Annotated in this window: 20 protein-coding genes; 14 read left to right on the forward strand and 6 right to left on the reverse strand. The window is 57.2% G+C overall.

Annotation, left to right across the window (positions count from 1 at the left end; genetic code table 11):
• The first annotated feature begins 182 nt into the window (after positions 1–182).
• From FEZ62_RS03185 to FEZ62_RS03195, 3 genes are read left to right on the forward strand one after another with little or no spacing between them, the layout of a single operon-like run.
• Positions 183–509, forward strand: a complete 327-nt coding sequence (locus FEZ62_RS03185) for a helix-turn-helix transcriptional regulator (RefSeq protein WP_069901723.1) — start codon at positions 183–185, stop codon at positions 507–509.
• Positions 506–871 (forward strand): hypothetical protein, encoded by a 366-nt coding sequence (locus FEZ62_RS03190; RefSeq protein ID WP_069901724.1) that lies wholly within the window; start codon positions 506–508, stop codon positions 869–871. The genes FEZ62_RS03185 and FEZ62_RS03190 overlap by 4 nt, the downstream gene beginning before the upstream one ends.
• Positions 871–1,338 (forward strand): SEL1-like repeat protein, encoded by a 468-nt coding sequence (locus FEZ62_RS03195; protein WP_172926794.1) that lies wholly within the window; start codon positions 871–873, stop codon positions 1,336–1,338. The genes FEZ62_RS03190 and FEZ62_RS03195 overlap by 1 nt, the downstream gene beginning before the upstream one ends.
• Positions 1,339–1,351: 13 nt before the next feature.
• Here the strand turns inward: FEZ62_RS03195 and FEZ62_RS03200 are convergent, their stop codons facing one another.
• A complete protein-coding gene (locus FEZ62_RS03200) occupies positions 1,352–3,112 on the reverse strand; it encodes a bifunctional diguanylate cyclase/phosphodiesterase (RefSeq protein ID WP_172926795.1) in 1,761 nt (586 codons plus the stop codon).
• 152 nt (positions 3,113–3,264) lie between these two features.
• A complete protein-coding gene (locus FEZ62_RS03205; RefSeq protein ID WP_170827795.1) occupies positions 3,265–5,346 on the reverse strand; it encodes a carboxy terminal-processing peptidase in 2,082 nt (693 codons plus the stop codon).
• A 128-nt stretch (positions 5,347–5,474) separates the two neighbouring features.
• Between FEZ62_RS03205 and FEZ62_RS03210 the strand changes: the two genes are divergently transcribed.
• From FEZ62_RS03210 to FEZ62_RS03225, 4 genes are all read left to right on the forward strand, one after another.
• Positions 5,475–6,440 carry a zinc-binding dehydrogenase gene (locus tag FEZ62_RS03210; protein ID WP_069901728.1) on the forward strand — a complete coding sequence of 322 codons (966 nt, stop codon included), beginning with the start codon at positions 5,475–5,477 and terminating at the stop codon, positions 6,438–6,440.
• Positions 6,441–6,687: 247 nt separating this feature from the next.
• Complete coding sequence (gene ahpC / locus FEZ62_RS03215) at positions 6,688–7,251, forward strand: alkyl hydroperoxide reductase subunit C (RefSeq protein ID WP_172926796.1); 564 nt, start codon at positions 6,688–6,690, stop codon at positions 7,249–7,251.
• A 131-nt stretch (positions 7,252–7,382) separates the two neighbouring features.
• A complete protein-coding gene (gene ahpF, locus FEZ62_RS03220) occupies positions 7,383–8,939 on the forward strand; it encodes an alkyl hydroperoxide reductase subunit F (RefSeq protein WP_172926797.1) in 1,557 nt (518 codons plus the stop codon).
• Positions 8,940–9,265: 326 nt separating this feature from the next.
• On the forward strand, positions 9,266–10,060 hold the full coding sequence (locus FEZ62_RS03225) for an SDR family oxidoreductase (protein WP_172926798.1): 795 nt from the start codon (positions 9,266–9,268) through the stop codon (positions 10,058–10,060).
• Positions 10,061–10,128: 68 nt separating this feature from the next.
• Here the strand turns inward: FEZ62_RS03225 and FEZ62_RS03230 are convergent, their stop codons facing one another.
• Together FEZ62_RS03230 and FEZ62_RS03235 are read right to left on the reverse strand one after the other, a co-directional pair.
• The gene (locus tag FEZ62_RS03230) at positions 10,129–10,695 is read right to left on the reverse strand and encodes a TetR/AcrR family transcriptional regulator (RefSeq protein WP_090510707.1); all 567 of its coding nucleotides are present in this window, start codon (positions 10,693–10,695) and stop codon (positions 10,129–10,131) included.
• Between the two features lie 134 nt (positions 10,696–10,829).
• On the reverse strand, positions 10,830–11,369 hold the full coding sequence (locus FEZ62_RS03235; RefSeq protein WP_069901733.1) for a PaaI family thioesterase: 540 nt from the start codon (positions 11,367–11,369) through the stop codon (positions 10,830–10,832).
• Positions 11,370–11,514: 145 nt separating this feature from the next.
• On the opposite strand from FEZ62_RS03235, the gene FEZ62_RS03240 reads away from it, so the two are divergent.
• A complete protein-coding gene (locus tag FEZ62_RS03240; RefSeq protein ID WP_172926799.1) occupies positions 11,515–12,723 on the forward strand; it encodes an MFS transporter in 1,209 nt (402 codons plus the stop codon).
• Between the two features lie 87 nt (positions 12,724–12,810).
• On the forward strand, positions 12,811–14,214 hold the full coding sequence (lpdA, locus tag FEZ62_RS03245; protein WP_172926800.1) for a dihydrolipoyl dehydrogenase: 1,404 nt from the start codon (positions 12,811–12,813) through the stop codon (positions 14,212–14,214).
• 43 nt (positions 14,215–14,257) lie between these two features.
• Here lpdA and FEZ62_RS03250 read toward each other — a convergent pair whose 3' ends face one another.
• The gene (locus tag FEZ62_RS03250; protein WP_172926801.1) at positions 14,258–15,691 is read right to left on the reverse strand and encodes a catalase; all 1,434 of its coding nucleotides are present in this window, start codon (positions 15,689–15,691) and stop codon (positions 14,258–14,260) included.
• 362 nt (positions 15,692–16,053) lie between these two features.
• Here FEZ62_RS03250 and FEZ62_RS03255 point away from each other — a divergent pair, with 362 nt between their 5' ends.
• Entirely contained in the window at positions 16,054–16,740 is a 687-nt protein-coding gene (locus FEZ62_RS03255; RefSeq protein ID WP_150548855.1) for a dual specificity protein phosphatase family protein, read from the forward strand.
• A gap of 91 nt (positions 16,741–16,831) precedes the next feature.
• On the opposite strand, the gene norR is transcribed toward FEZ62_RS03255, so the two are convergent.
• Positions 16,832–18,391, reverse strand: a complete 1,560-nt coding sequence (gene norR / locus FEZ62_RS03260; protein ID WP_172927065.1) for a nitric oxide reductase transcriptional regulator NorR — start codon at positions 18,389–18,391, stop codon at positions 16,832–16,834.
• Positions 18,392–18,587: 196 nt separating this feature from the next.
• Here norR and hmpA point away from each other — a divergent pair, with 196 nt between their 5' ends.
• The 4 genes from hmpA (at position 18,588) to FEZ62_RS03280 (ending at position 21,045) form a co-directional block, all read left to right on the forward strand.
• On the forward strand, positions 18,588–19,769 hold the full coding sequence (gene hmpA / locus FEZ62_RS03265; protein WP_172926802.1) for an NO-inducible flavohemoprotein: 1,182 nt from the start codon (positions 18,588–18,590) through the stop codon (positions 19,767–19,769).
• A 90-nt stretch (positions 19,770–19,859) separates the two neighbouring features.
• Positions 19,860–20,102 carry a hypothetical protein gene (locus FEZ62_RS03270; RefSeq protein ID WP_069901738.1) on the forward strand — a complete coding sequence of 81 codons (243 nt, stop codon included), beginning with the start codon at positions 19,860–19,862 and terminating at the stop codon, positions 20,100–20,102.
• Positions 20,103–20,208: 106 nt separating this feature from the next.
• Positions 20,209–20,565 carry a metalloregulator ArsR/SmtB family transcription factor gene (locus tag FEZ62_RS03275; protein WP_069901739.1) on the forward strand — a complete coding sequence of 119 codons (357 nt, stop codon included), beginning with the start codon at positions 20,209–20,211 and terminating at the stop codon, positions 20,563–20,565.
• A gap of 9 nt (positions 20,566–20,574) precedes the next feature.
• On the forward strand, positions 20,575–21,045 hold the full coding sequence (locus tag FEZ62_RS03280; protein WP_172926803.1) for an arsenate reductase ArsC: 471 nt from the start codon (positions 20,575–20,577) through the stop codon (positions 21,043–21,045).
• The last annotated feature ends 15 nt before the right edge of the window (positions 21,046–21,060 follow it).

The following is a 21,060-nucleotide window of genomic DNA, read 5'->3' on the forward strand; positions in this document are numbered from 1 at the left end:
TGCCTCTGCGCGGCTGTAGCCGTGTATTCAAAGTACCGGAAACGTGATTTAACCGGCCACTTCCTTTGCTCATCTGACGTCAGATCAGTTAGCAAATACGCCGCTTTGGCGTGGGGCTGTTACTATTAAAAAAAATAGACTCAGTGATGAAGCTGTCGTTCGTTTGCCATGGAGTGCAAAGCATGAAACCACAAATTATCAGTCGTGACGGTCAGCCCGAGTACGCGGTGCTGCCGTGGGAGCAATACCTGAAATTGCTCGAAGCCGCACAAGGTTCGCAGCAGGTTGTTGCTCCCCAAGCCGAAGTTGCGGTGCCAACGCCGGCGCTGGCCGATATCAAGCGCATGCGTGAGGCCAAGGGATTAAGTATCGAACAGTTGGCGCGGGCTGTTGGCGTCAGCCCGCATTACATGAACATGATTGAGTCTGGCGAGCGCGAGCCGGATGCAGCGATTCAACGTGCGCTGGCGTGGAACCTGAGCGCTCAGCGCGCGGAGTCAGACTCTTGAGCGTGAGCATTAGTCGCCAGCACTGGCAGGCGCTGTTGGGGGCACTCGAAGACGCCCGGCGGCAACGGCATCTGCTGACTTATCGTGCCCTGATCGAACGCCTCGATCTGCCGGTTCCGGCGATGCAAACACTCACTGCAGCACTTGAGCATCTGGCGGCGATAGATGCTCAGGCCGAGCGACCGCTGCGCAGTGCACTAGTGATCAGCCAGAGTGCCAGCCGACTGCCGCGCACCGGCTTCTTCGATTGTGTCACCCGTCTGGGGCGTTTTAGTGGCGCACCGGATGGGGTTGCGGCTGCCTCCTGGCATGCATCCGAAGTGGTGCGGGTGTTTGAGTTTGATTATGAGGCCACCGCTTAATGTTGATGAAGTGGCGCGCCGCTTTGGGCTACTGGGTTTCCCGGCGACTGTTTCATCTGCCTTGGGCAGTGAAGCAGCCGCAACTGTGGAAGTGGATGGAAGGCCAGTTTGCGCGTAAGGCTGCACTGGGCGATGTGGCTGCACAGAGTTTCTACGGCCATATCCTGCTGTTTCGTGGGCAGGGGCTTGGCGCGCGCGAAGAAGGCATCCGTTTGCTGCGTCTGGCGGCCGAAGCCGGTGACGCCAAGTCGGCTTATCAGGTTGGCGTTGTGAGTCTGGCCGGCAGCACGCGCACCGCTCCCGATGCCGTGCAGGCTGTGCACTACTGGAAAATCGCAGCCGCTGCGGGCCATCCATTGGCAGCCAAGCGGGTGGCGGATCTCTACCGCGAAGGCGCTGAAGGCCTGCCAGCAGATGCAGCGCAGGCCGATCAGTATGCTGAAAAGGCCCGTCAATTGGGGCTTTAACGCGTCTGTAGAGCTAGGCAGACAACGCCAGCGTGTCGATTATATGCAGGCTGTAGCCGGGCTCAGCCTTGGCTTGATGCTTGGCCTGTGAGGCCAGGTTTGCCAGATCATCGCTGTCGAGGCGGCAGCCGTTATTGGCATGCACGCGAACCACCCCGATCGACAGCGTCAGTAACGGAAACTGCTGCGGCTTACCCTCACGGTCCTCTCCGCTAAAAAATCCTGCCTGCAAATCTTCTGCGCGGAAAAATCTTCGGCATTTTGCGCGGAAGTCTTCGAGCATCTGTTCAAGCTTGTGCGGCCCGTTGCGGGCATCGAGCAGCAGAATGAAGTCGTCACCGCCAATGTGGCCGATAAATTCTTCGCTGTGATTGATGAAGCTGCTCAGGCAGCGGGCCAGACACAGCAGAACCTCATCACCTCTGGCGTAGCCGAAGTGATCGTTAAACGGTTTGAAGTGATCAATATCGACGTAGCAAATCAGCGCCTCGCGTGGCTCAGACAACGCTTTGCTCAAGCGCTTTTGAATCGGCACGTTGCCTGGCAGCTGGGTGAGTGGGTTGGCGTAGCGCGCCTGTTGGATTTTCTCATCGGTGATCAGCTTGAGTAAGTCCATAGCGCGCCCAAGGCCTGCGTAGCGGCCGTTCTGGGTGATGATGAAGTCTTCCTCTATGCGTTGCCGGGCGCGGCTGGTAAGCAGGCGGCTGACCTGCTGCAGCGATTGGCTCATCTCGACTCTGAGGTAGTCTTCACTCATCAGGCGGCTTATCGGTTTGCGGGTGAAAATTTCGGCTGCAAACGGTTTTAACAACGCTTCAGAGAGCGAGTGACGATGGACGATGCCTATTGGCTGATCCTGATCATCCAGAACCGCCAGCGTGTTGAGCGTAGAGTCCGCACGAAAGGCATCAAGCACCTGACACGTCGTGGTGTGTTGGCGAATGGCTTTTTGCGGGTGCAACAGCTCCTGCAGGCCGCAAGAGGCTTCGCTTGTGTGGTCGGCGGCGCTGTCTTCTCGCGGCAGGATTGTTCCGGCATCTCGTGGCGGCTGGTCTTGCGGACGGCAAATGTAATAACCCTGCAGCAGATCGACGCCCATGTTGGCCAATACGTCGAACTCTTCCCCCAGCTCAATGCCTTCGGCGATGACTTCGGCACGCGAGGCGCTGGCCATTTTCAGGATTGAGCCGACAAACTCGCGCTTGACCGGATCGAGGTGAATACCGTCGATGAAGTGACGGTCGATCTTGACGAAATCCGGGCGCAATTCCGACCAGAGCCGCAGGCTTGAATAGCCCGCGCCCAAATCATCCAGCGCAATATTGAAGCCCATGGCGCGGTAGTGATGCAGGGCGGTGTCGAGCAGCTGGAAGTCGTGAGTGGGCGAATGCTCGGTCAGTTCGATCACCACATTGCTCGGCGCAATGCCGTGAGTCTGGAGCATTTTCAGGGTGCAGCCCGGTTTGTGGTCCGGCTCCATCAGTGAGTCGGGTGAGATATTGAGAAACAGCTTGCCGCTCAACCCCAACTGATTGAAACGTTTGCAGGCGCTCTCCCGGCAGGCCAGCTCCAGTTCACTCAGGCGGCCGGCCAGGCGGGCGATGGCAAACAAATTGATAGGCGAGTGCAGGGGGCTATTGGAGGGACCACGTGTTAGCGCTTCGTAGCCCAGAATACTGCGCTGCGAAAGTGAAACGATAGGTTGGAAAACGCTATGCAGGTCGCCGTGAGCGAGGATGTTATCCAAAGCGCTCAACTGCTCGGTGACAGTCATGTAGGGTCTCGATATCGTCAGGTGTGCGCTGACGAGAATGTCAGCTCAGGTATTTGACGACAGATTGGTGACCGTTTAATGACACTTGGGATAAAGCGTTAGGCGGGAGTAACTGGAGTCCGGCGGGGAACCGCCGAACTCCATGTTGCTGTTTACTTCTTGGCAACGCTCGCTGAGAGGCCGGTGTAGTCGAGCAGGATTTGCCCGGCTTCACTGAGGAAGGCATCGTCTTCCGGCTTTTTCTTGCTGTCATCTTCCGGCAGTTCGTCTTCGTCCTCTACCTTCAGTTTGGTCAGCAAGGTTTCGCCTTTGGCCTTGCGGCGACTGTTCTCGATGCTCAATTGCTGGGCTTCGATATCGTCATGCTCGGCGCGACGCTTGGCTTCGTTGAGGCTGACGGTTTTATCTTTCATCAGCTTCTGGGTCAGCGACAGGCGCTCACGGGCAAACGTGAAGTCTGCATTGTTCGCGGTGCGCTTCTCGTAGCGGTGCTGCAGTTCGCTCAGGTAAGGCTTGATCGGATCACGTTCAGGCCTGATCGCCGGGCTGATGGTGTCCCACGGCATGGCTTCGGGCAGGGCGCTCTCACCGATTTCCTTGGTGTCCATGATGTCCGGATATTTAATATCCGGCAGTACACCCTGATGCTGGGTGCTCTGACCGGATACCCGGTAGAACTTGGCCAGTGTCAGTTTCAGTTCGCCATGGTTAAGCGGCTGGATGGTTTGCACGGTGCCTTTGCCGAAGGTCTGGCCGCCGATGATGATTGCGCGGTGATAGTCCTGCATGGCGCCGGCAAAAATTTCCGAAGCCGAGGCTGACAAGCGGTTAACCAGCAGCGCCATCGGGCCCTTGTAGAAAATGCCGGGCTCTTCATCGGCCAGCACATCAACCTGGCCGTCGCTGTTGCGCACCAGAACTGTCGGGCCCTGATCAATGAACAGACCGGTCAGTTCGGTGGCTTCCTGCAAGGAACCGCCGCCGTTGTTGCGCAGATCAATGACGACGCCATCCACTTTTTCTTTCTGCAGTTCAGTCAGCAGGCGCTTAACGTCACGCGTGGTGCTCTTGTAGTTCGGATCACCGGCGCGGTAGGCCTTGAAGTCGAGATAGAACGCTGGAATGTCGATCACTCCGAGCTTGTAATCGCGACCGTCGTGCTTGAGGTGCAGAATCGACTTCTTCGCCGCTTGCTCTTCAAGTTTTACCGCTTCACGGGTAATGCTTACCGTCTTGCTGGTTTGGTCATTGGGCGCGTTGGTTGCCGGAATGACTTCCAGGCGAACTTTCGAGCCTTTAGGACCGCGAATCAGTTTGACCACTTCATCGAGGCGCCAGCCAATTACATCAACCATTTCGTCATCGCCCTGGGCGACGCCGATGATCTTGTCGGCCGGGGAGATTTGCTTGCTCTTCTCAGCAGGGCCAGCCGGAACCAGGCGCACGACTTTGACGTTGTCGTTGTCGCTTTGCAGGACCGCGCCGATGCCTTCCAGAGACAGGCTCATGTTGATGTCGAAGTTTTCCGCGTTATCTGGCGACAGATAAGAGGTGTGCGGATCATAAGACATGGCAAAGGCGTTGATGTACGCCTGGAAAATGTCTTCCCCGCGGGTTTGATCCAGGCGGGTTAACTGGCGCTTGTAGCGCTTGATCAGTTGCTCCTGAATATCCTTGAGGTCTTTGCCGGCGATTTTCTGGCGCAGCACTTCGTCTTTAACGCGCTTGCGCCACAGATCGTCGAGCTCGGCTGTGTTTTTCGCCCAAGGTGCGTTTTCGCGATCGATCAGCAGATCTTCATCAACTGTGAAGTCGATTTTATCGACACCTTTTTCAAGCATCGCCAGGGCAAATTCAAGGCGCCCCTGCAAACGCTGAAGCTGGCGCTTGTACATGACAAAGCCAGGCTCAAGGTTGCCGCTTTTGAGAAAATCGTCGAACTGATCCTGCCACTTGTCGAACTCGGCAATGTCGCCCGCAGTGAAGTAACTGCGTGCCGGGTCGAGCATCTTCAGGTAGCTGTTGTAGATGATTTCCGAGCGCTCATCGTTGAGCGGCGGTTTGTTGTAGTGATGGCGTTTGAGCAACTCCACCACATTCAAACTGGCAATGACTTGCTCTCGATCTGGCTGCAAATAGTTCCAGTGATCGGCATCGTTAGTCTTTGCAGATAACGGTAGAGATCCCAGTCCTATAGTGAGTGCCAGGGTGGCGCTTAACAGTGAACGCTTCATGCAGATTCGACTTAGTGACAATTGATAACGCATATTAGGCCATCTGTAAGGGCGCCAGGTTCCATCGGCGCAATGCAAAAGCCCGGACGTCAGCGCCGGGCTCGGTATAAATGCACTATGGAGGCACTGTGAAAGCATTGCAAGGCGTTGAAGGACGGGCAGAGTGGGTTGAGCAAGAAATCCCAACCTGCGATGTAGGTGAAATTCGTATCAAAGTGGCGGCAGCTGGGCTCAACCGGGCTGATCTGTTGCAACGTGCCGGGCTTTATCCGCCACCGCCAGGCGCCAGCGAGACGCTGGGCCTTGAGTGTTCCGGGATCGTCAGCGAAGTTGGCCCCGGCTGCGATTGGCAAGTTGGCGACCGGGTTTGCGCGTTGCTTGCTGGCGGCGGCATGGCGCAAGAGGTTGTGGTCAATGCGCAACATGCATTGCCGGTGCCTGATGGACTGTCGTTACATGAAGCGGCGGCCATTCCCGAGGTTTATGCAACGGCATGGCTGAATTTATTTCAGCTGGCCGCGCTCAAGCCGGGCGAGAAGGTGCTTTTGCATGCGGGTGCCAGCGGTGTTGGCTCGGCCGGCATTCAGTTGTGCAAGGCGTTTGGTAATCCGTGCTGGGTGAGTGTTGGCTCGGCCGATCGTCTGGCCTATTGCGAATCGCTGGGTGCACAAGGCGGTGTGCTGCGTGGTGAAGACGGGCCGAATGCGCTGCGCGACTTTGCCCCGTTTGATGTGATTCTCGATCCGGTCGGCGGCAACTATGTCGGGCTGAACCTGGATGTCATTGCATTGGATGGCCGCTGGGTGAACATCGGTTTGATGGGCGGACGCAAGGCCGAAGTCGATCTAGCCAAGGTACTCGGCAAGCGGGTTCAACTGATTGGTTCGACCTTGCGCAGCCGTGATGATCAGTTCAAGGCGGATCTGCTGCGCGACCTGCATGCGCAAGTTTGGCCGCTGTTTGCCGAGGGCCGTTTGAAGCCGCAACTTGAGCGCACCTTTGCCGCCAAGGATGCCGAGTTGGCCTTTGCTGAACTGGCCTCGAACAAGGTTAACGGCAAGGTTGTGCTGGTGGTGGACGAAAGCCTCAGCTAAGGCAATAAGCCGGCAATAGGGCCGCTGCGCTGCTATCTAACGGCGCGTGGCGGCCCTTTAATCTTTGCAAGGTGCGCGCAAATACTCTGCGTGCGGGCTTACTGCGTGCTGATAGATTTTCCTGCAGTTATTATAGGTCTTCGATTAGCTCACTCAATCGAGGCCATGCGTTCAATCAATGTGCTGTTTGCGGCGTTGGCGAATATTCTTGTTGTGTAAGTTTTCAACTCACCCAAGGAGTTCATCGATGTCATATATCAACAGCGAAGTTAAGCCATTCAACGCAACTGCTTACCATCAGGGCAAGTTCGTCGAAGTTAGCGAAGCCAGCCTCAAGGGCAAGTGGTCTGTCGTGTTCTTCTACCCGGCTGACTTCACCTTTGTTTGCCCGACCGAATTGGGCGATCTGGCGGACAACTACGCCGAATTCGAAAAGCTTGGCGTTGAAATCTATGGCGTGTCGACTGACACCCACTTCACCCACAAAGCCTGGCACGACACGTCCGACACCATCAACAAGATCCAGTACCCACTGATCGGTGATCCGACTGGCACCATCACCCGCAACTTCGGTGTGATGATCGAAGAAGCTGGCCTGGCTGACCGTGGCACGTTCGTGATCGATCCGGAAGGCAAGATCCAAATCGCAGAAATCAACGCTGGCGGCATCGGTCGTGACGCACAGGAACTGCTGCGCAAGGTTAAAGCAGCTCAGTACGTAGCAGCGCACCCGGGCGAAGTTTGCCCAGCCAAGTGGAAAGAAGGCGAAGCCACTCTGGCTCCTTCGCTCGACCTGGTCGGCAAGATCTAAATCGCTGCACCGCTGCCCGCTAACGGCAGGTAGTTCGCACCGTCGCCACACCGCGACGGTGCCCCAAGCGCCTGGGCGCAATCCGTCCGGGCGTTTTTGTCTCTGAAATTCGTAAAGAGGGAAGTCAAATCATGTTGGACGCCAATCTGAAAAATCAGTTGAAGGCCTACCTGGAAAAGGTCACCCAGCCGTTCGAGATCGTCGCGTCCCTCGATGACAGCGACAAATCTCGTGAGTTGCACAGCTTGCTCGAAGACATTCGCAGCCTGAGCGACAAGATTACTTTGAAGACCGATGGCACTGATGCACGCACGCCATCGTTCGCATTAAACCGTCCCGGCGCAGACATCAGCTTGCGTTTTGCCGGTATCCCAATGGGCCACGAATTCACCTCGCTGGTGTTGGCACTCCTGCAAGTCGGCGGGCATCCTTCCAAGCTTGCGGCGGATGTGATTGAGCAGATCAAGGGCATCAAAGGCGAGTTCACCTTCGAGACTTATTTCTCGCTCTCGTGCCAAAACTGCCCGGATGTGGTTCAGGCGCTTAACCTGATGGCAGTGCTCAACCCGAATATCCGTCACGTGGCGATTGATGGCGCGTTGTTCCAGAATGAAGTTGAAGCGCGGCAGATCATGTCGGTGCCGAGCATCTATCTCAACGGCGAACTGTTCGGTCAGGGCCGCATGGATGTCGAGCAGATTCTGGCCAAGATCGACACCGGCGCCGCTGCGCGTGATGCCGAAAAACTCAATGCCAAAGACGCATTCGATGTGCTGGTAGTCGGCGGTGGCCCGGCCGGTGCAGCAGCCGCTATTTATGCAGCGCGCAAAGGCATTCGCACCGGCGTTGCCGCCGAGCGTTTTGGCGGTCAGGTACTCGATACCATGGCCATCGAGAACTTTATTTCCGTGCAGGAAACCGAAGGGCCAAAACTGGCGCGTCAGCTTGAGGAGCATGTGCGCCAGTACGAAGTCGACATCATGAACCTGCAGCGTGCCAGTGCCCTGATTCCAGCCGCCAGCGCCGGCGGTTTGCACGAAGTGCGTTTTGACAGCGGTGCATCGCTCAAAGCCAAAGCCGTGATTCTGGCGACAGGTGCACGCTGGCGCGAAATGAACGTGCCGGGCGAGCAAGAGTACCGTGGCAAGGGTGTGGCGTATTGCCCGCATTGCGATGGCCCGTTGTTCAAGGGCAAGCGTGTGGCGGTGATCGGCGGTGGTAACTCCGGCGTCGAGGCGGCGATTGACTTGGCCGGTATCGTTGCCCACGTGACTCTGATTGAGTTCGACAGCCAACTGCGCGCCGATGCTGTACTGCAGAAGAAGCTCGCAACGCTTGCTAACGTTACGGTGATCAAAAGTGCGCTGACCACCGAAGTGTTGGGCGACGGCCAGAAGGTCAATGCGCTGGTCTACCGTGACCGCAACACTGACGAGCTGCACACGGTTGAGTTGGAAGGCATCTTCGTGCAAATCGGCTTGCTGCCCAACAGTGATTGGCTCAAGGGCGCCATTGAGTTGTCCCCGCGTGGCGAGATCATCGTCGATGCCAAAGGCCAGACCAACGTTGCCGGGGTATTTGCCGCAGGCGATGTGACGACTGTGCCGTACAAGCAAATCGTGATCGCCGTAGGCGAGGGCGCCAAGGCTTCATTGAGTGCCTTCGATCACCTGATTCGCAGCGTCTGAATCGACGGCGTTATGTGAGCCAAAGCGGATAACCTCAACGGGTTATCCGCTTTTTTGTGCCTGCTTGTTTTGCAGCTGACCTGCTCATCCTTAATGCTGGCCGGCAGTCACACCCGCGGGTGTTTCATCCGCAGCATTTGAACCCGCTGTGCTCAGCTATTCTGATCTCTCGACCCGGCGCTGCTGGCCTTCAAGGTCCGCGTCAGGCTTTGGGCTTAATTAAGATTGTGGGTGTAATATAAAAATCATATTATGCTTGTAATCTAAATGGGTGGATAGTGATTCCACCGGCTCAAACGTAGCCATCTCCATCTGAGGGCAAGGCAATGAATCAACCATCTGCAAAAGGCACGGCATTGATTACTGGGGCATCGTCGGGTATCGGCGCCACATACGCGCAACGCCTCGCCAAGCGCGGTTATGACCTGTTGCTGGTCGCCCGCGATCTTGAGCGCCTGCAAGCACTGGCATCCAAACTGAGTGAGGAGAGCGGTGTTCGGGTCGAGACGCTCAAGGCTGATCTGACCAACAGTGCAGACTTGCAGATTGTCGAGCAGCGCTTGCGCAGCGATAGCGCCATTAGCCTGCTGGTCAACAATGCTGGCGTGGCGGTCAATGGCACCTTGGCCGAAAGTTCGACGGAAAAAACCAATGCCCTGATTCAGCTGAACATCGTGGCCCTGACCCAACTCTCGGCCGCCGCTGCTTCTGCTTTTAGCGCTGCCGGTCGTGGCGCGATCATCAACATCGCCTCGGTTGTGGCATTGCTGCCCGAGATGTTCAACGCGGTCTACAGCGCCAGCAAAGCCTATGTGCTGAGCCTCACGCAAACGTTGCACGGCGAAGTTCGCAAGCATGGGGTGCAGGTTCAGGCCGTATTGCCAGGCGTGACCCGAACCGAGATCTGGGAGCGTTCGGGCATGGATGCATCAGCCTTGCCTCCCGAGATGATCATGGAGGTCGGTGAGATGGTCGATGCTGCGCTGGCAGGCTTTGATCAGGCTGAACTGGTGACCATTCCTTCGCTGCCCGATTCAGCCGACTGGCAGGCACTTGTGGCAGCGCGCACCAAGCTTGGGCCGAATCTGTCGCGTAATCAGGCGGCGGCGCGTTACAAATAATCCGCATCTGCAAAAAAGCCCCGGTCTGCGAAGTCCGGGGCTTTTTTGCGGCTGTAGTTTGGTCAACGTCAGCTGGCGGATTCAACCTGCTCGAGCAGTTGCTGGCGAACAGTTTTCAGCAGGTGCTGGGATAGTTGCTGATCACTGACGCTGCGCGCCAACACCAGAGCGCCGACCATGGCCGAGATCATCATGATGCTCTGCGCCTCAGCCTCTTCGGAATCCAGACTTTCTTCGATTGCTTGCAGGCGATCACGTACCACCTGATCAGTAATTTCGCTGGCCTGACCGCGCAGTCCTAACTCAGACGACATGGTGGGCAGCGGGCAGCCATCGCCCGGATTGGCACAATGTGCGCTCGACAAGTAACGGCGAATAAACGTCGGCAGAGGCGCGTCATTGGCAAAAATCTCATCGGTACTGGCCTTGAGCTGTTCGGCTGTGTGCGCCAAGGCCGTTTCGACCAGTTGATCCTTGGATTTGAAGTGCGCGTAGAACCCGCCATGAGTCAACCCAAGCGTCTTCATCAGCGGCTGCAAGCCAGTCGCACCAATGCCGTCCCGACGAAACAGGCGTGCGGCCTCATCGATGATGCGCTGGTGGGTTTTGGCTTTGTGGTCTTCTGAATAACGCATGGGTTACCTCATTTGGCGCTTTGTATGCTGATTGACATCTTAGGCTATCGGCGTGCGCTTATATAGCCTTGCCGCTGCACCCAGGCAGGCATTGATCGCGGGCTGAAGCTCCTGAGTAAGGTGGTCTAAATGTGCTAGCTGGGGCTTCCCAGAATCATGCAGGTGGTTGAGCCCACTGCGTAAAGGCGGTCATCGACGTCATAAATGCGGCCTTCGGCGATTGCCGTGGAGCGACCGACGTGAACGATTCGGCCTTCGGCACGGATTGGCCCGACCTTGTCGGTCAATGCACGGATATAGCTGATCCGCAGGTCTGTGGTGGTATAGCCCTGGCCGCGTTGCAGGCGCGTATGAATGGCGCAACCCATGCACGAATCGAGCAGTGTTGCGGCATAACCGCCATGCACAATGCCGAGCGGGTTGTAGTGCTGAGCGCCGGGCGAGCCCTGGAATACAAACAGGCCGGCCGACCACTCAATGGGTACGTAGTCAAGCAAGTGGCCGAACGGCGGGCAGGGCAGTTGGCCCTCGCCAATCCCATCAAAGAACTCCTGAGGCGACAGTTCGCAGACCTGGGCAAGCGTCATGCTGCCGGGCGCTGCCAACTTGTTGCGGGCAGTTTGTTCGGCCAACAGCCAGTTGGCGAGTTTTTCATCACGGGTTTCAGTGGACATGACGCGGACCTCGGTGGGATTCGATCAAGTGGATTGAATTATTAAATTACAGGTGTAATCTAAAGATGTAAATTATACCCATCATATAAGTCGTGCAAGTCGATAGCCGGTTTCAAGTCAGCTCCTTCTCTGTAGGAACAACGCCATGCCGAATGCCGTTCAGCCTTCGCGTCAGCTTCTCGTGTTATTGATGGCGCTCACCGCGCTGGGGGAAGTCTCGACTCAGCTAATCATCCCAAGTCTTTCTGCCATCGAGTGGGTTCTCGCCGCCAAGCCCGGCAGCAGCTTGCTGGCACTGTCGGTGTTTGTTGCAGCCTTCGGTGCCGGCCAGTTGGTGCTCGGGCCGTTGTCGGACCGTTTGGGCAGACGGCCAATCTTGCTCGCTGGGCTTCTGGTCTACTTGCTTGCGACTGGCTGGATGCTGCTGGCCTCGAGCATGCCTGAGTTTGTTGGCGCACGGGTCCTGCAAGGTCTGGGCGCTTGCTCGGCGCTGGTCATGGCGCGGGCCATTGTGCGCGATGTGTGGCAAGAAAAAGCCGGGCCAGCGTTGGCTGCAACGGTGATCGGCATGCTCTGCGCGATTGTCATATCACCTGCATTGGGCGGCTTGTTGTACAGGCTTGGCGGCTGGCATGCGCCGATCCTGTTGGCGTTCGGATTTGCCACGCTGACCCTGCTGGTCGTGGTTGGCCGTTACCGCGAAAGCAATCCTCATCTGAATCCGCAAGCCGGCCGTATGCGTTCACTGGCTACTGACTATTTCGACTTGCTCAAGGCTCCGTCATTTCGCGCGCTGGCCCTGACCTTGGCTTTCACCTATGGCGCTATGTTCGCAGTCATCGCCGGCTCATCTGCTGTGTATATCGGCCTGCTGCACCTGAGCCCGAGCCAATACGGCATGACGCTCAGCGCCATTGTGCTGGCGCTGATTGCGGGTGCGCTGTTTACCCGCAGTTACATCACCCGTCTGGGGCCAAACAAGGTGGTCAGTATTGGCGTGACCTTGGTTGCCGTTGGCGGGCTGGCGACACTGGCTACGTATCATTTGTTCGGATTATCTGTACTCGGTTTGTCGATTCCGCAGGTTCTGGTGACGCTGGGTGGCGGCATGGTATTGCCGGCCTCGGTGGCTGGTGCTGTGATTCCCAACGCCCATCGAGCGGGGCTGGCAGCGGGTTTTATGGGGTTCGCGCAAATGGCCGGAGCGACGTTGAGCGGGATCTTGCTCAGCGCCCTGCAAGATGGCAGCGCCTGGCCTATGGTTTTTCTCAATGGCAGTTTTGGGTTTATTGCCTGGGCCATTTTTCAAGGCCTGAATCGTCGACAGCTGGCCGTCGGGGCGGCGTTGCCCTGAGTTGGGCGAATGAGTTTACGCGCAGTCGGGCGCGGCTGTTTTCGCGGCCAGGCACTGCGCACTCGCCACTTTGCAGAGGAACGAGACATGAGTGAAACATTTGACGTGGTGATAATCGGTGGCGGGCCTGGCGGATATAACGCCGCCATTCGTGCCGGTCAGTTGGGGCTTAAAGTAGCCTGTGTCGAGGGCCGTGAAACCCTGGGCGGCACCTGCCTGAATGTCGGCTGCATGCCATCGAAGGCTTTGTTGCACGCATCCGAGTTTTATGAGGCCGCTGCCAGCGGCGAACTCAATAGCCTGGGCGTTGAGGTGCAGCCGAGGTTGAATCTTGAGCAAATGATGAAGCAAAAGGATGCCAGCGTCAGCGCGTTGACCAAGGGCATCGAGTTTCTGTTTCGCAAAAACAAGGCGCAGTGGATCAAGGGCTGGGGCCGTCTTGACGGTCCGGGCAAGGTATTGGTGACCCATGCCGATGGCACTGAAACCACGTTGCAGGCACGCGATATTGTTTTGGCCAGTGGTTCCGAGCCGATGCCGTTGCCGGGCGTGACGATTGATAATAAGCGCATTCTCGACTCCACCGGCGCTCTGGCCTTGGCCGAAGTACCCAAACATCTGGTGGTGATTGGCGCCGGGGTGATTGGCTTGGAGTTGGGCTCGGTTTGGCGGCGGCTGGGGAGTGAGGTCACGGTGGTCGAATACCTCGACCGTATCTGTCCGGGACTCGATGATGAAACAGCCGGTGCGCTGAAACGCACGCTGGGCAAGCAAGGCATCAACTTCAAGCTCGGCAGTAAAGTCGTCAGCGCGCAGGCCTCAAACGCGGCAGTTGAGTTAGCGCTTGAACCAGCAGCGGGTGGGGCGACAGAAACCCTTGCGGCCGATTACGTGCTGGTCGCCATTGGCCGGCGTCCTTATACCGAGGGGCTGGGGCTGGAAACGGTGGGGATCACAACCGATAAGCGCGGCATGCTTGGCAACCAGCAGCATCGCAGCGAAGTACCCGGTATTTGGGTGATTGGTGATGTCACCTCCGGGCCGATGCTTGCGCACAAGGCTGAAGATGAGGCGATCGCCTGTATCGAGCGGATTGCCGGGCACGCTGCCGAGGTGAATTACGCGGTGATACCGAGCGTGATTTACACCAAGCCCGAGGTCGCCAGCGTGGGCAGCAGCGAGCAGGCGTTGAAGGAGCAGGGACGTGCGTACAAGGTCGGCAAGTTCCCGTTTACCGCTAACAGCCGGGCCAAGATCAATCATGAGGCCGAAGGTTTTGTGAAGGTGTTGGCGGATGAGAAAACCGATCAGATTCTTGGCGTGCACATCATTGGGCCCAGTGCGGGCGAGTTGATTGGTGAGTACTGCGTAGCCATGGAATTTGCCGCCAGCGCGGAAGACATTGCGCTGATTTGCCATCCGCATCCAACCCGTTCCGAAGCGCTTCGCCAGGCAGCCATGAGTGTCCATGGCTGGGCGATGCAGGGCTGAGGATTGCGTGGCCGCCAGAATGGTCTGGCGGCCGCAGGTGCATTTACATGCCCATTGCCTTGGCGACACCGGCGCCGTAGGCCGGATCGGCCTTGCTGCAGTTGTCGATATGACGTTGCTTGATCGCCGCGGGCACGCCGTCCATGGCGCGAGCGGTGTTATCAAACAGTGCTTGCTGGCGCTCAGGGCTCATCAGGCGGAACAGCGCACCGGGCTGCTCAAAGTGGTCAACATCCACGCGGTGATCCCAGTTGGCGGCGTCGCCTTCAAGGGCCAGTGGCGGCTCGGCAATGTCGCGCTGGTCTTCCCATTCGCCCATGCTGTTGGGGTAATAGGCGATGGTTGAGCCTTGGTTGCCATCCGTGCGCATGGCGCCATCGCGGTGATAGCTGTTGTGCGGGCAGCGAGGCGCATTCACCGGAATGTGGTTGAAGTTGACGCCCAGCCGGTAGCGCTGTGCATCGCCGTATGAAAACAGGCGCGCCTGAAGCATTTTGTCCGGCGAGAAACCAATGCCCGGCACAATATTGGCGGGCGAAAAGGCGGCTTGCTCAACCTCGGCGAAATGGTTTTCGGCGTTTTTGTTGAGTTCCAGCATACCCACTTCGATCAGCGGATAGTCGGCATGCGGCCAGACCTTGGTCAGATCGAATGGGTTGTGTTTGTGGTGTCGGCCTTGCTCTTCGGTCATGACCTGAATGCTCATCTTCCACTTGGGGAAGTTGCCGGCTTCGATGCTCTCGTAGAGATCGCGCATGCTGCTTTCCCGATCCTTGCCGACGACCGTTTCAGCTTCGGCGTCAGTGAGGTTTTCAATGCCTTGCTGGCACTCGAAATGGAACTTGACCCACACCCGCTCGTTGGCAGCGTTAAGCATGCTGAATGTGTGGCTGCCGAAGCCGTGCATATGCCGAAAGCTTTTGGGAATGCCGCGATCACTCATGACAATCGTCACTTGATGCAGTGCTTCCGGTAACAGGGTCCAGAAGTCCCAGTTGCTGGTGGCATTGCGCATGCCGGTGCGCGGGTCGCGCTTGACCACGTGATTAAGGTCGGAGAAGCGCATTGGGTCACGGAAGAAAAACACCGGGGTGTTGTTGCCGACCATGTCCCAGTTGCCTTCCTCGGTGTAGAACTTCACCGCGAAACCGCGAATATCGCGCTCGGCATCGGCCGCGCCACGCTCACCGGCTACGGTTGAGAAACGCAGAAATAGTGGGGTTTGCTTGCCGATCTGGTTGAACAGCTTGGCCCGGCAATACTGGCTGATGTCATGAGTAACAGTGAATGTGCCGTAAGCGCCAGAGCCTTTGGCGTGCATGCGGCGCTCGGGAATCACTTCGCGGTCGAAATGCGCCAGTTTCTCGATCAACCATATGTCTTGCAGCAATGCCGGGCCACGCGGGCCAGCGGTCTGAATATTCAGGTTGTCGACGACCGGTGCCCCAGTTGCGTGGGTCAGGTTCTTCTTGCTCATCAGGAATCTCCATGGACGTTGCACATTCACCGCCGAGTCCACTCAACGGTGTATTGAATTCATGCATCAACAATAGAGCGTAGTGCATCTGCGAAGGTTCAGGCGGGCGCGCAACCATGCCACTTGCGGCGAAGCCTGCAATGACGCTGAAGGCCGGCAGCTCGGGTGCCTCAATGGTTGTGAAGTTAATTGAGACTCATAGTTTGGATGCATTCTGTAATCAGGCAGCGACGCCGCAACAGAGGCGCGAATTTAGCCAATGGATTCACATCTTGGTGCTCCGGCAGGCTTTCTTGACGGTAATTTCATGAGTTTTTCACGTTTACAGTTCTATCGTTCTGGCTCTAAAACAGGAGCCACACATGCCGTTTCTCTCACGCAAGGTGATTCTCTCTGTCAGTGTCGCCGTGATCGCTGTCGCCGCCTTAACCACTGTCGGTCTGCAGCGCTATAAGCCGCTTGAACCGGTCACTGTGACCGAGCATCAGCAAATCTGGGCCACGCCGGTCGACAAGGGTTTTAATCTTTATCAGATGACGCCCAACCTGTACCGCAGCGCGTTGCCGACTGCCGACAACGTGCCGATGCTCCAGGCGTTGAATGTCGGCACTGTTGTTACCTTCATCAAAGATGATGACAAAACGTGGATGGGCAACGCGCAGATGAGCCGCGTGAGCATCCCGCTGCATGCGGATCGGGTCACCGATGCCGACGTCATACGCGTGCTTCACGTGCTGCAGGATGCCGGTGAGAAAGGACCGGTGTTGATGCATTGCAAGCACGGCCGTGATCGCACTGGTTTGATGGCGGCCATGTACCGCATGGTTATTCAGGGCTGGAGCAAGACCGAGGCCATCAGTGAGATGCGCACTGGCGGTTTTGGCGATCCTGAGCGAATGGCAGATGCACTGGCTTATGTGCAGAACGCCGATGTCGAGGCGATCAAGCAGGCCTACAACTCTGGCAAATGCAGCACCTCGCCACTGTCGACTTGCTACGCCAAGAACTGGCTGACCAGCGTATTTTCCTTGGCCAAGGTTGACGATTGAGTCGTTCGCTGGGCCCCGCTTAAGGCTTACTCAAATGCCAACCCGTAAACGGCCTTTGTCCTGTGCAAAGGCCGTTTTTTGTACTCAGGGTTTATTGGCGAATGCCCAGTCGCTTGGCCAGCCGGTTCAGGTTGGCGCGATCTACGCCCAGTTCGCGGGCGGCGTCGGCCCATTTATGGTTGTGGCGGCTCAACGCCTCGATGATCAGCGTGCGCTGATAGTTGTCCAGCGAGGTTTTCAGGTCCTTACCCGGCGGACTCGACACAACCGGCGCCAGTGCGGCAGGTGATTCAATTGCTGCCGTGGGCTGGCTCAGGCCAAGCTGGTCTTCCTCAATACTGACCATGCGTGCACGCGGGGCATTATTGGCCAACGCTTTAAGCGCGGCGCGGCCGATCAGGTGTTCCAGTTCACGCACATTGCCAGGCCAGTCGTAACCTAGCAGCGCGCGTTGGGCATCACTGCTCAGGCGCAAACTGCGCAAGCCCAGACGCGCGCGGTTCTGTTCCAGAAAATAACCTGCCAGCATCAAAATATCCCGGCCGCGATCGCGCAACGCCGGGACGGGCAGCGGATACACGCTGAGGCGGTGATAGAGGTCGGCGCGGAAGCGTCCAGCGCGCACCTCGCCCGCCAAGTCGCGGTTGGTCGCCGCAATAATCCGCACATCAACATGCAGCTCTCGGTCAGAGCCGACGCGTTGCAACTGCCCGCTTTGCAGCACCCGCAGCAACTTGGCTTGCGTTGCCAGTGGCAGTTCGCCGACTTCATCGAGAAACAGGCTGCCGCCATCGGCCAGTTCAAACTTGCCCTGGCGCTCGCTCATGGCGCCGGTGAATGAGCCTTTCACGTGGCCAAACAACTCACTCTCAACCAGCAGGTCGGGCAGGGCGGCGCAGTTGATCCGAATCAGCGGTTTGCGCAGGCGCGCGGATTGCGCATGAATGGCTTCGGCGACCAGCTCCTTGCCGACTCCGGTTTCGCCGGTGATCAGCACGGTGAGCGGGCTGTTGGCGATCAGTTGAATTTCGTGCAGCAGTTGTTTGTGCGCCGCGCTTTGGCCGATCAACTCTTGTGGCTGATGTTGGCCGGCCGCCTGTTTGTAGCTCTCGGCCAGATGGCGCTGGTCTTCAACACTGCGTGCCAGTTGCTTGATGCGTTCGCTGGCCATGACGCTGGCGGCGGCTAGACTGGCAAAGGCTTGCAGGCTGTCGAGATCGACACTGCCAAAGCGTGTCGGGTCCAGCGAGTCGAGGGTCAGCAGCCCCCACGTCTCGCCGCTTACTTGTAATGGGCAGCCGAGACAATCGTGAACCTGTAAATGGCCACGATGCCCGTCAACCAAGCCGTCATAAGGGTCTGGCAGGTCGCAGTCCGAAGCAAAACGGGTAGGGCCCTGATTCTCCAATAACGCGTGCAGGCGCGGGTGTTCGTCGACTTTGAAGCGGCGTCCGAGGGTATCGGTGCTCAAGCCTTCAACGGCGAGCGGGATCAGTGTTTCGCCTTCGAGTTTGAGCAGTGCAACGGCGTCGCATGGCAGTACCTCGCGCAAGGCATGCAGCAGCCGGCGATAGCGTTCCTCGTCGCTTAAATCACGCGAAAGGTCGGCGACCAAGGGAACGAGAGCGTGTAAAAGTGGATTGGTCATAATGACTCTTGTGAGTCTAAAAGACTGCAAAAGTTAATTGTCATAATGACTCACTATTTTTGTAAGTCATTGAATTTATTAGATTTATAAGCTGGCACGAAGATTGACTGTTAATACATAGGAGCACGCTATCACGCAATTTCGACTGTAGAGGCGTTGCTCATCGTACCCCTGATATTTCTGACTTGCGAGAACACTGATGATGACTCCACAGCAGCGCGCGATTATCAAATCCACTGTGCCATTGCTCGAAACCGGTGGCGAGGCACTCACCCGGCATTTCTATCAATTGATGTTCAGTGAATACCCGCAAGTGCGTGTGCTGTTCAATCAGGCGCACCAGGCCAGCGGTGATCAGCAGCGCGCATTGGCCAACGCGGTCTTGATGTATGCCAAGCACCTCGATCACCTTGAGGCGCTCGGTCCGTTGGTCAACCAAATCGTTAACAAGCACGTGGCGTTGCAGATTCTGCCTGAGCATTACCCGATTGTTGGCACCTGCCTGTTGCGCGCCATTCGCGAAGTGCTCGGCGAAGAGATCGCCACGGATGAGGTCATCGAGGCGTGGGGATTGGCTTACGGCATGCTTGCCGACATCTTGATCGGTGCTGAAGAAAGCGCGTATCAAGCCAATGAACAAGCTGAAGGCGGCTGGCGCGGCGCTCGCACCTTCACCCTGGCGCGCAAGGTTGCAGAATGTGAAGAGATCGTCTCGCTGTATTTTGTGCCAGCTGACGGCGGTGCAGTCGTTGCTTATCAGCCGGGCCAGTACATCGGCATGAAGCTTGAAATCGACGGTGAGGAAGTGCGCCGCAACTACTCGCTGTCCGCCCTGAGTGACGGTAAGCAGTACCGCATCAGTGTTAAGCGTGAGGCCCAGGGGCGTGTTTCTAACTACCTGCATGACACCTTGCAGGTGGGCGACAGCATCGAGTTGTTTGCGCCAGCCGGTGATTTTGTCTTGCAACCGTCTTCACGGCCAATTGCCCTGATTACAGCCGGTGTGGGGATTACGCCTGCAGTGGCCATGGTTGAGGCGGCGAAAAACAGCGGTCGGCCCATTCACTTCATTCACTGCGCGCGTAATGGCAGTGTGCATGCGTTCAAGAACTGGATTGAGTCGGTGACAGCCGCTCACCCGCAGGTCCGTTACTACGTGAGCTACAGCGAGCCGCAAGCGGCCGATGAATGTGACGCCAGCGGCTTTCTGACACGTGAATGCCTGGGAAATTGGTTGCCGCAAGATCGCAACATCGATGCCTATTTCCTCGGCCCCAAGCCTTTTATGGCAATGGTTAAGCGCCATCTGAGTGAGCTGGGCGTGCCCACCGGGCAGTGCCACTACGAGTTCTTCGGGCCTGCCAGCGCGCTCGACGCGTAAAAGCCAACCAAGGGCGGCTTATCTCCGCCCTTGGTTGAGGCTACAGCTTTTCCTGCACGTGAGTGATTACTGGGTTAAGTGAGGTTAAACATGTTCATTCAATCGGCTGCGTCATGGTCACTGCATAAGCTGAGCTCGATACTGCTCAGTTTGGGCGTGCTGATGCTGGTGATCGGTGTGGTAGCTGCGTACCGGTTTGATCATTTACTCGCAATAGGGCCGCTCATCGCAGCGCACACAATGACGATTCTGGGGCCTGCATTACTCAAAATCGGCTATGTCATGCGCCTGCTGGCTGCCAATCAGGCTAAGGCGGTTTATCAGTTGGCCTGATGCCAATCGGCGCCTGATTTTTGCAGAATCGTAAAACCCGCTGGACAGTATATATGTTTTTTCGTATATTCGAATTTCCATATATTGTCCCTGAGCGGGTTTTTTTATGTCTGCTGACTTAACCCCCACCGCTGTTTTCAAGTGTCTGGCTGACGATACTCGCGTGCGTTTGATGTTGCTCATCGCCCGTGAGCAGGAGTTGTGCGTGTGCGAACTGATGTGCGCGCTGGAGCAGAGCCAGCCGAAAATCTCCCGCCATTTAGCCCAGCTGCGCAACTGCGGCCTGCTCACCGACCGGCGTCAAGGGCAGTGGGTGTATTACCGCCTGACCCCAGAGCTGCCAGCCTGGATCGAGCACGTCATCGCTATCACTCTGGAGGCCAATGCGCACTGGCTCGCGCCCGATGCACAGCGCCTTGATCACATGGGTGACCGCCCTCAACGTCTCACGTCTTGCTGCTAGGAAATAACCATGAAAGTCATCTTTATGTGTACTGCCAATAGCTGTCGCAGCGTGCTGTGCGAAGCGATGTTCAACCATATCGCGCCGGCCGGCATGCAAGCGTTCAGTACGGGCAGTCAGCCCAAGGGGCAGATTCACCCGATGAGCCTTAAAACTCTGGAGAAAGCCGGCATCAGCGCACAAGGCCTTTACAGCAAAGGCAACGAAGCATTGGCAGATTTGCAGCCTGATTTTGTTATCACCGTGTGTGACAACGCCGCGGGTGAGGCTTGCCCGATCTACTTCGGTTCTGCGCACAAGGCGCATTGGGGTTTGGCAGACCCCTCTGATTGTGATGAGTCAGAGGCGCAGATGGTCGCTGCGTTTGATGCAACTCTGGTACAGATTCGTCGCCGCCTGGAAGCTTTCATGGCGTTGCCATTTGCAGAGCTGGATCGCGACCAACTCAATGCACAGATGGCCCGAATTGGCCAGCTCTAGGCAAAGGAGATAGCG

Origin of the sequence: Pseudomonas sp. MS19 (assembly GCF_013277615.1) — a bacterium.
GTDB classification, from domain to species: domain Bacteria; phylum Pseudomonadota; class Gammaproteobacteria; order Pseudomonadales; family Pseudomonadaceae; genus Aquipseudomonas; species Aquipseudomonas marincola.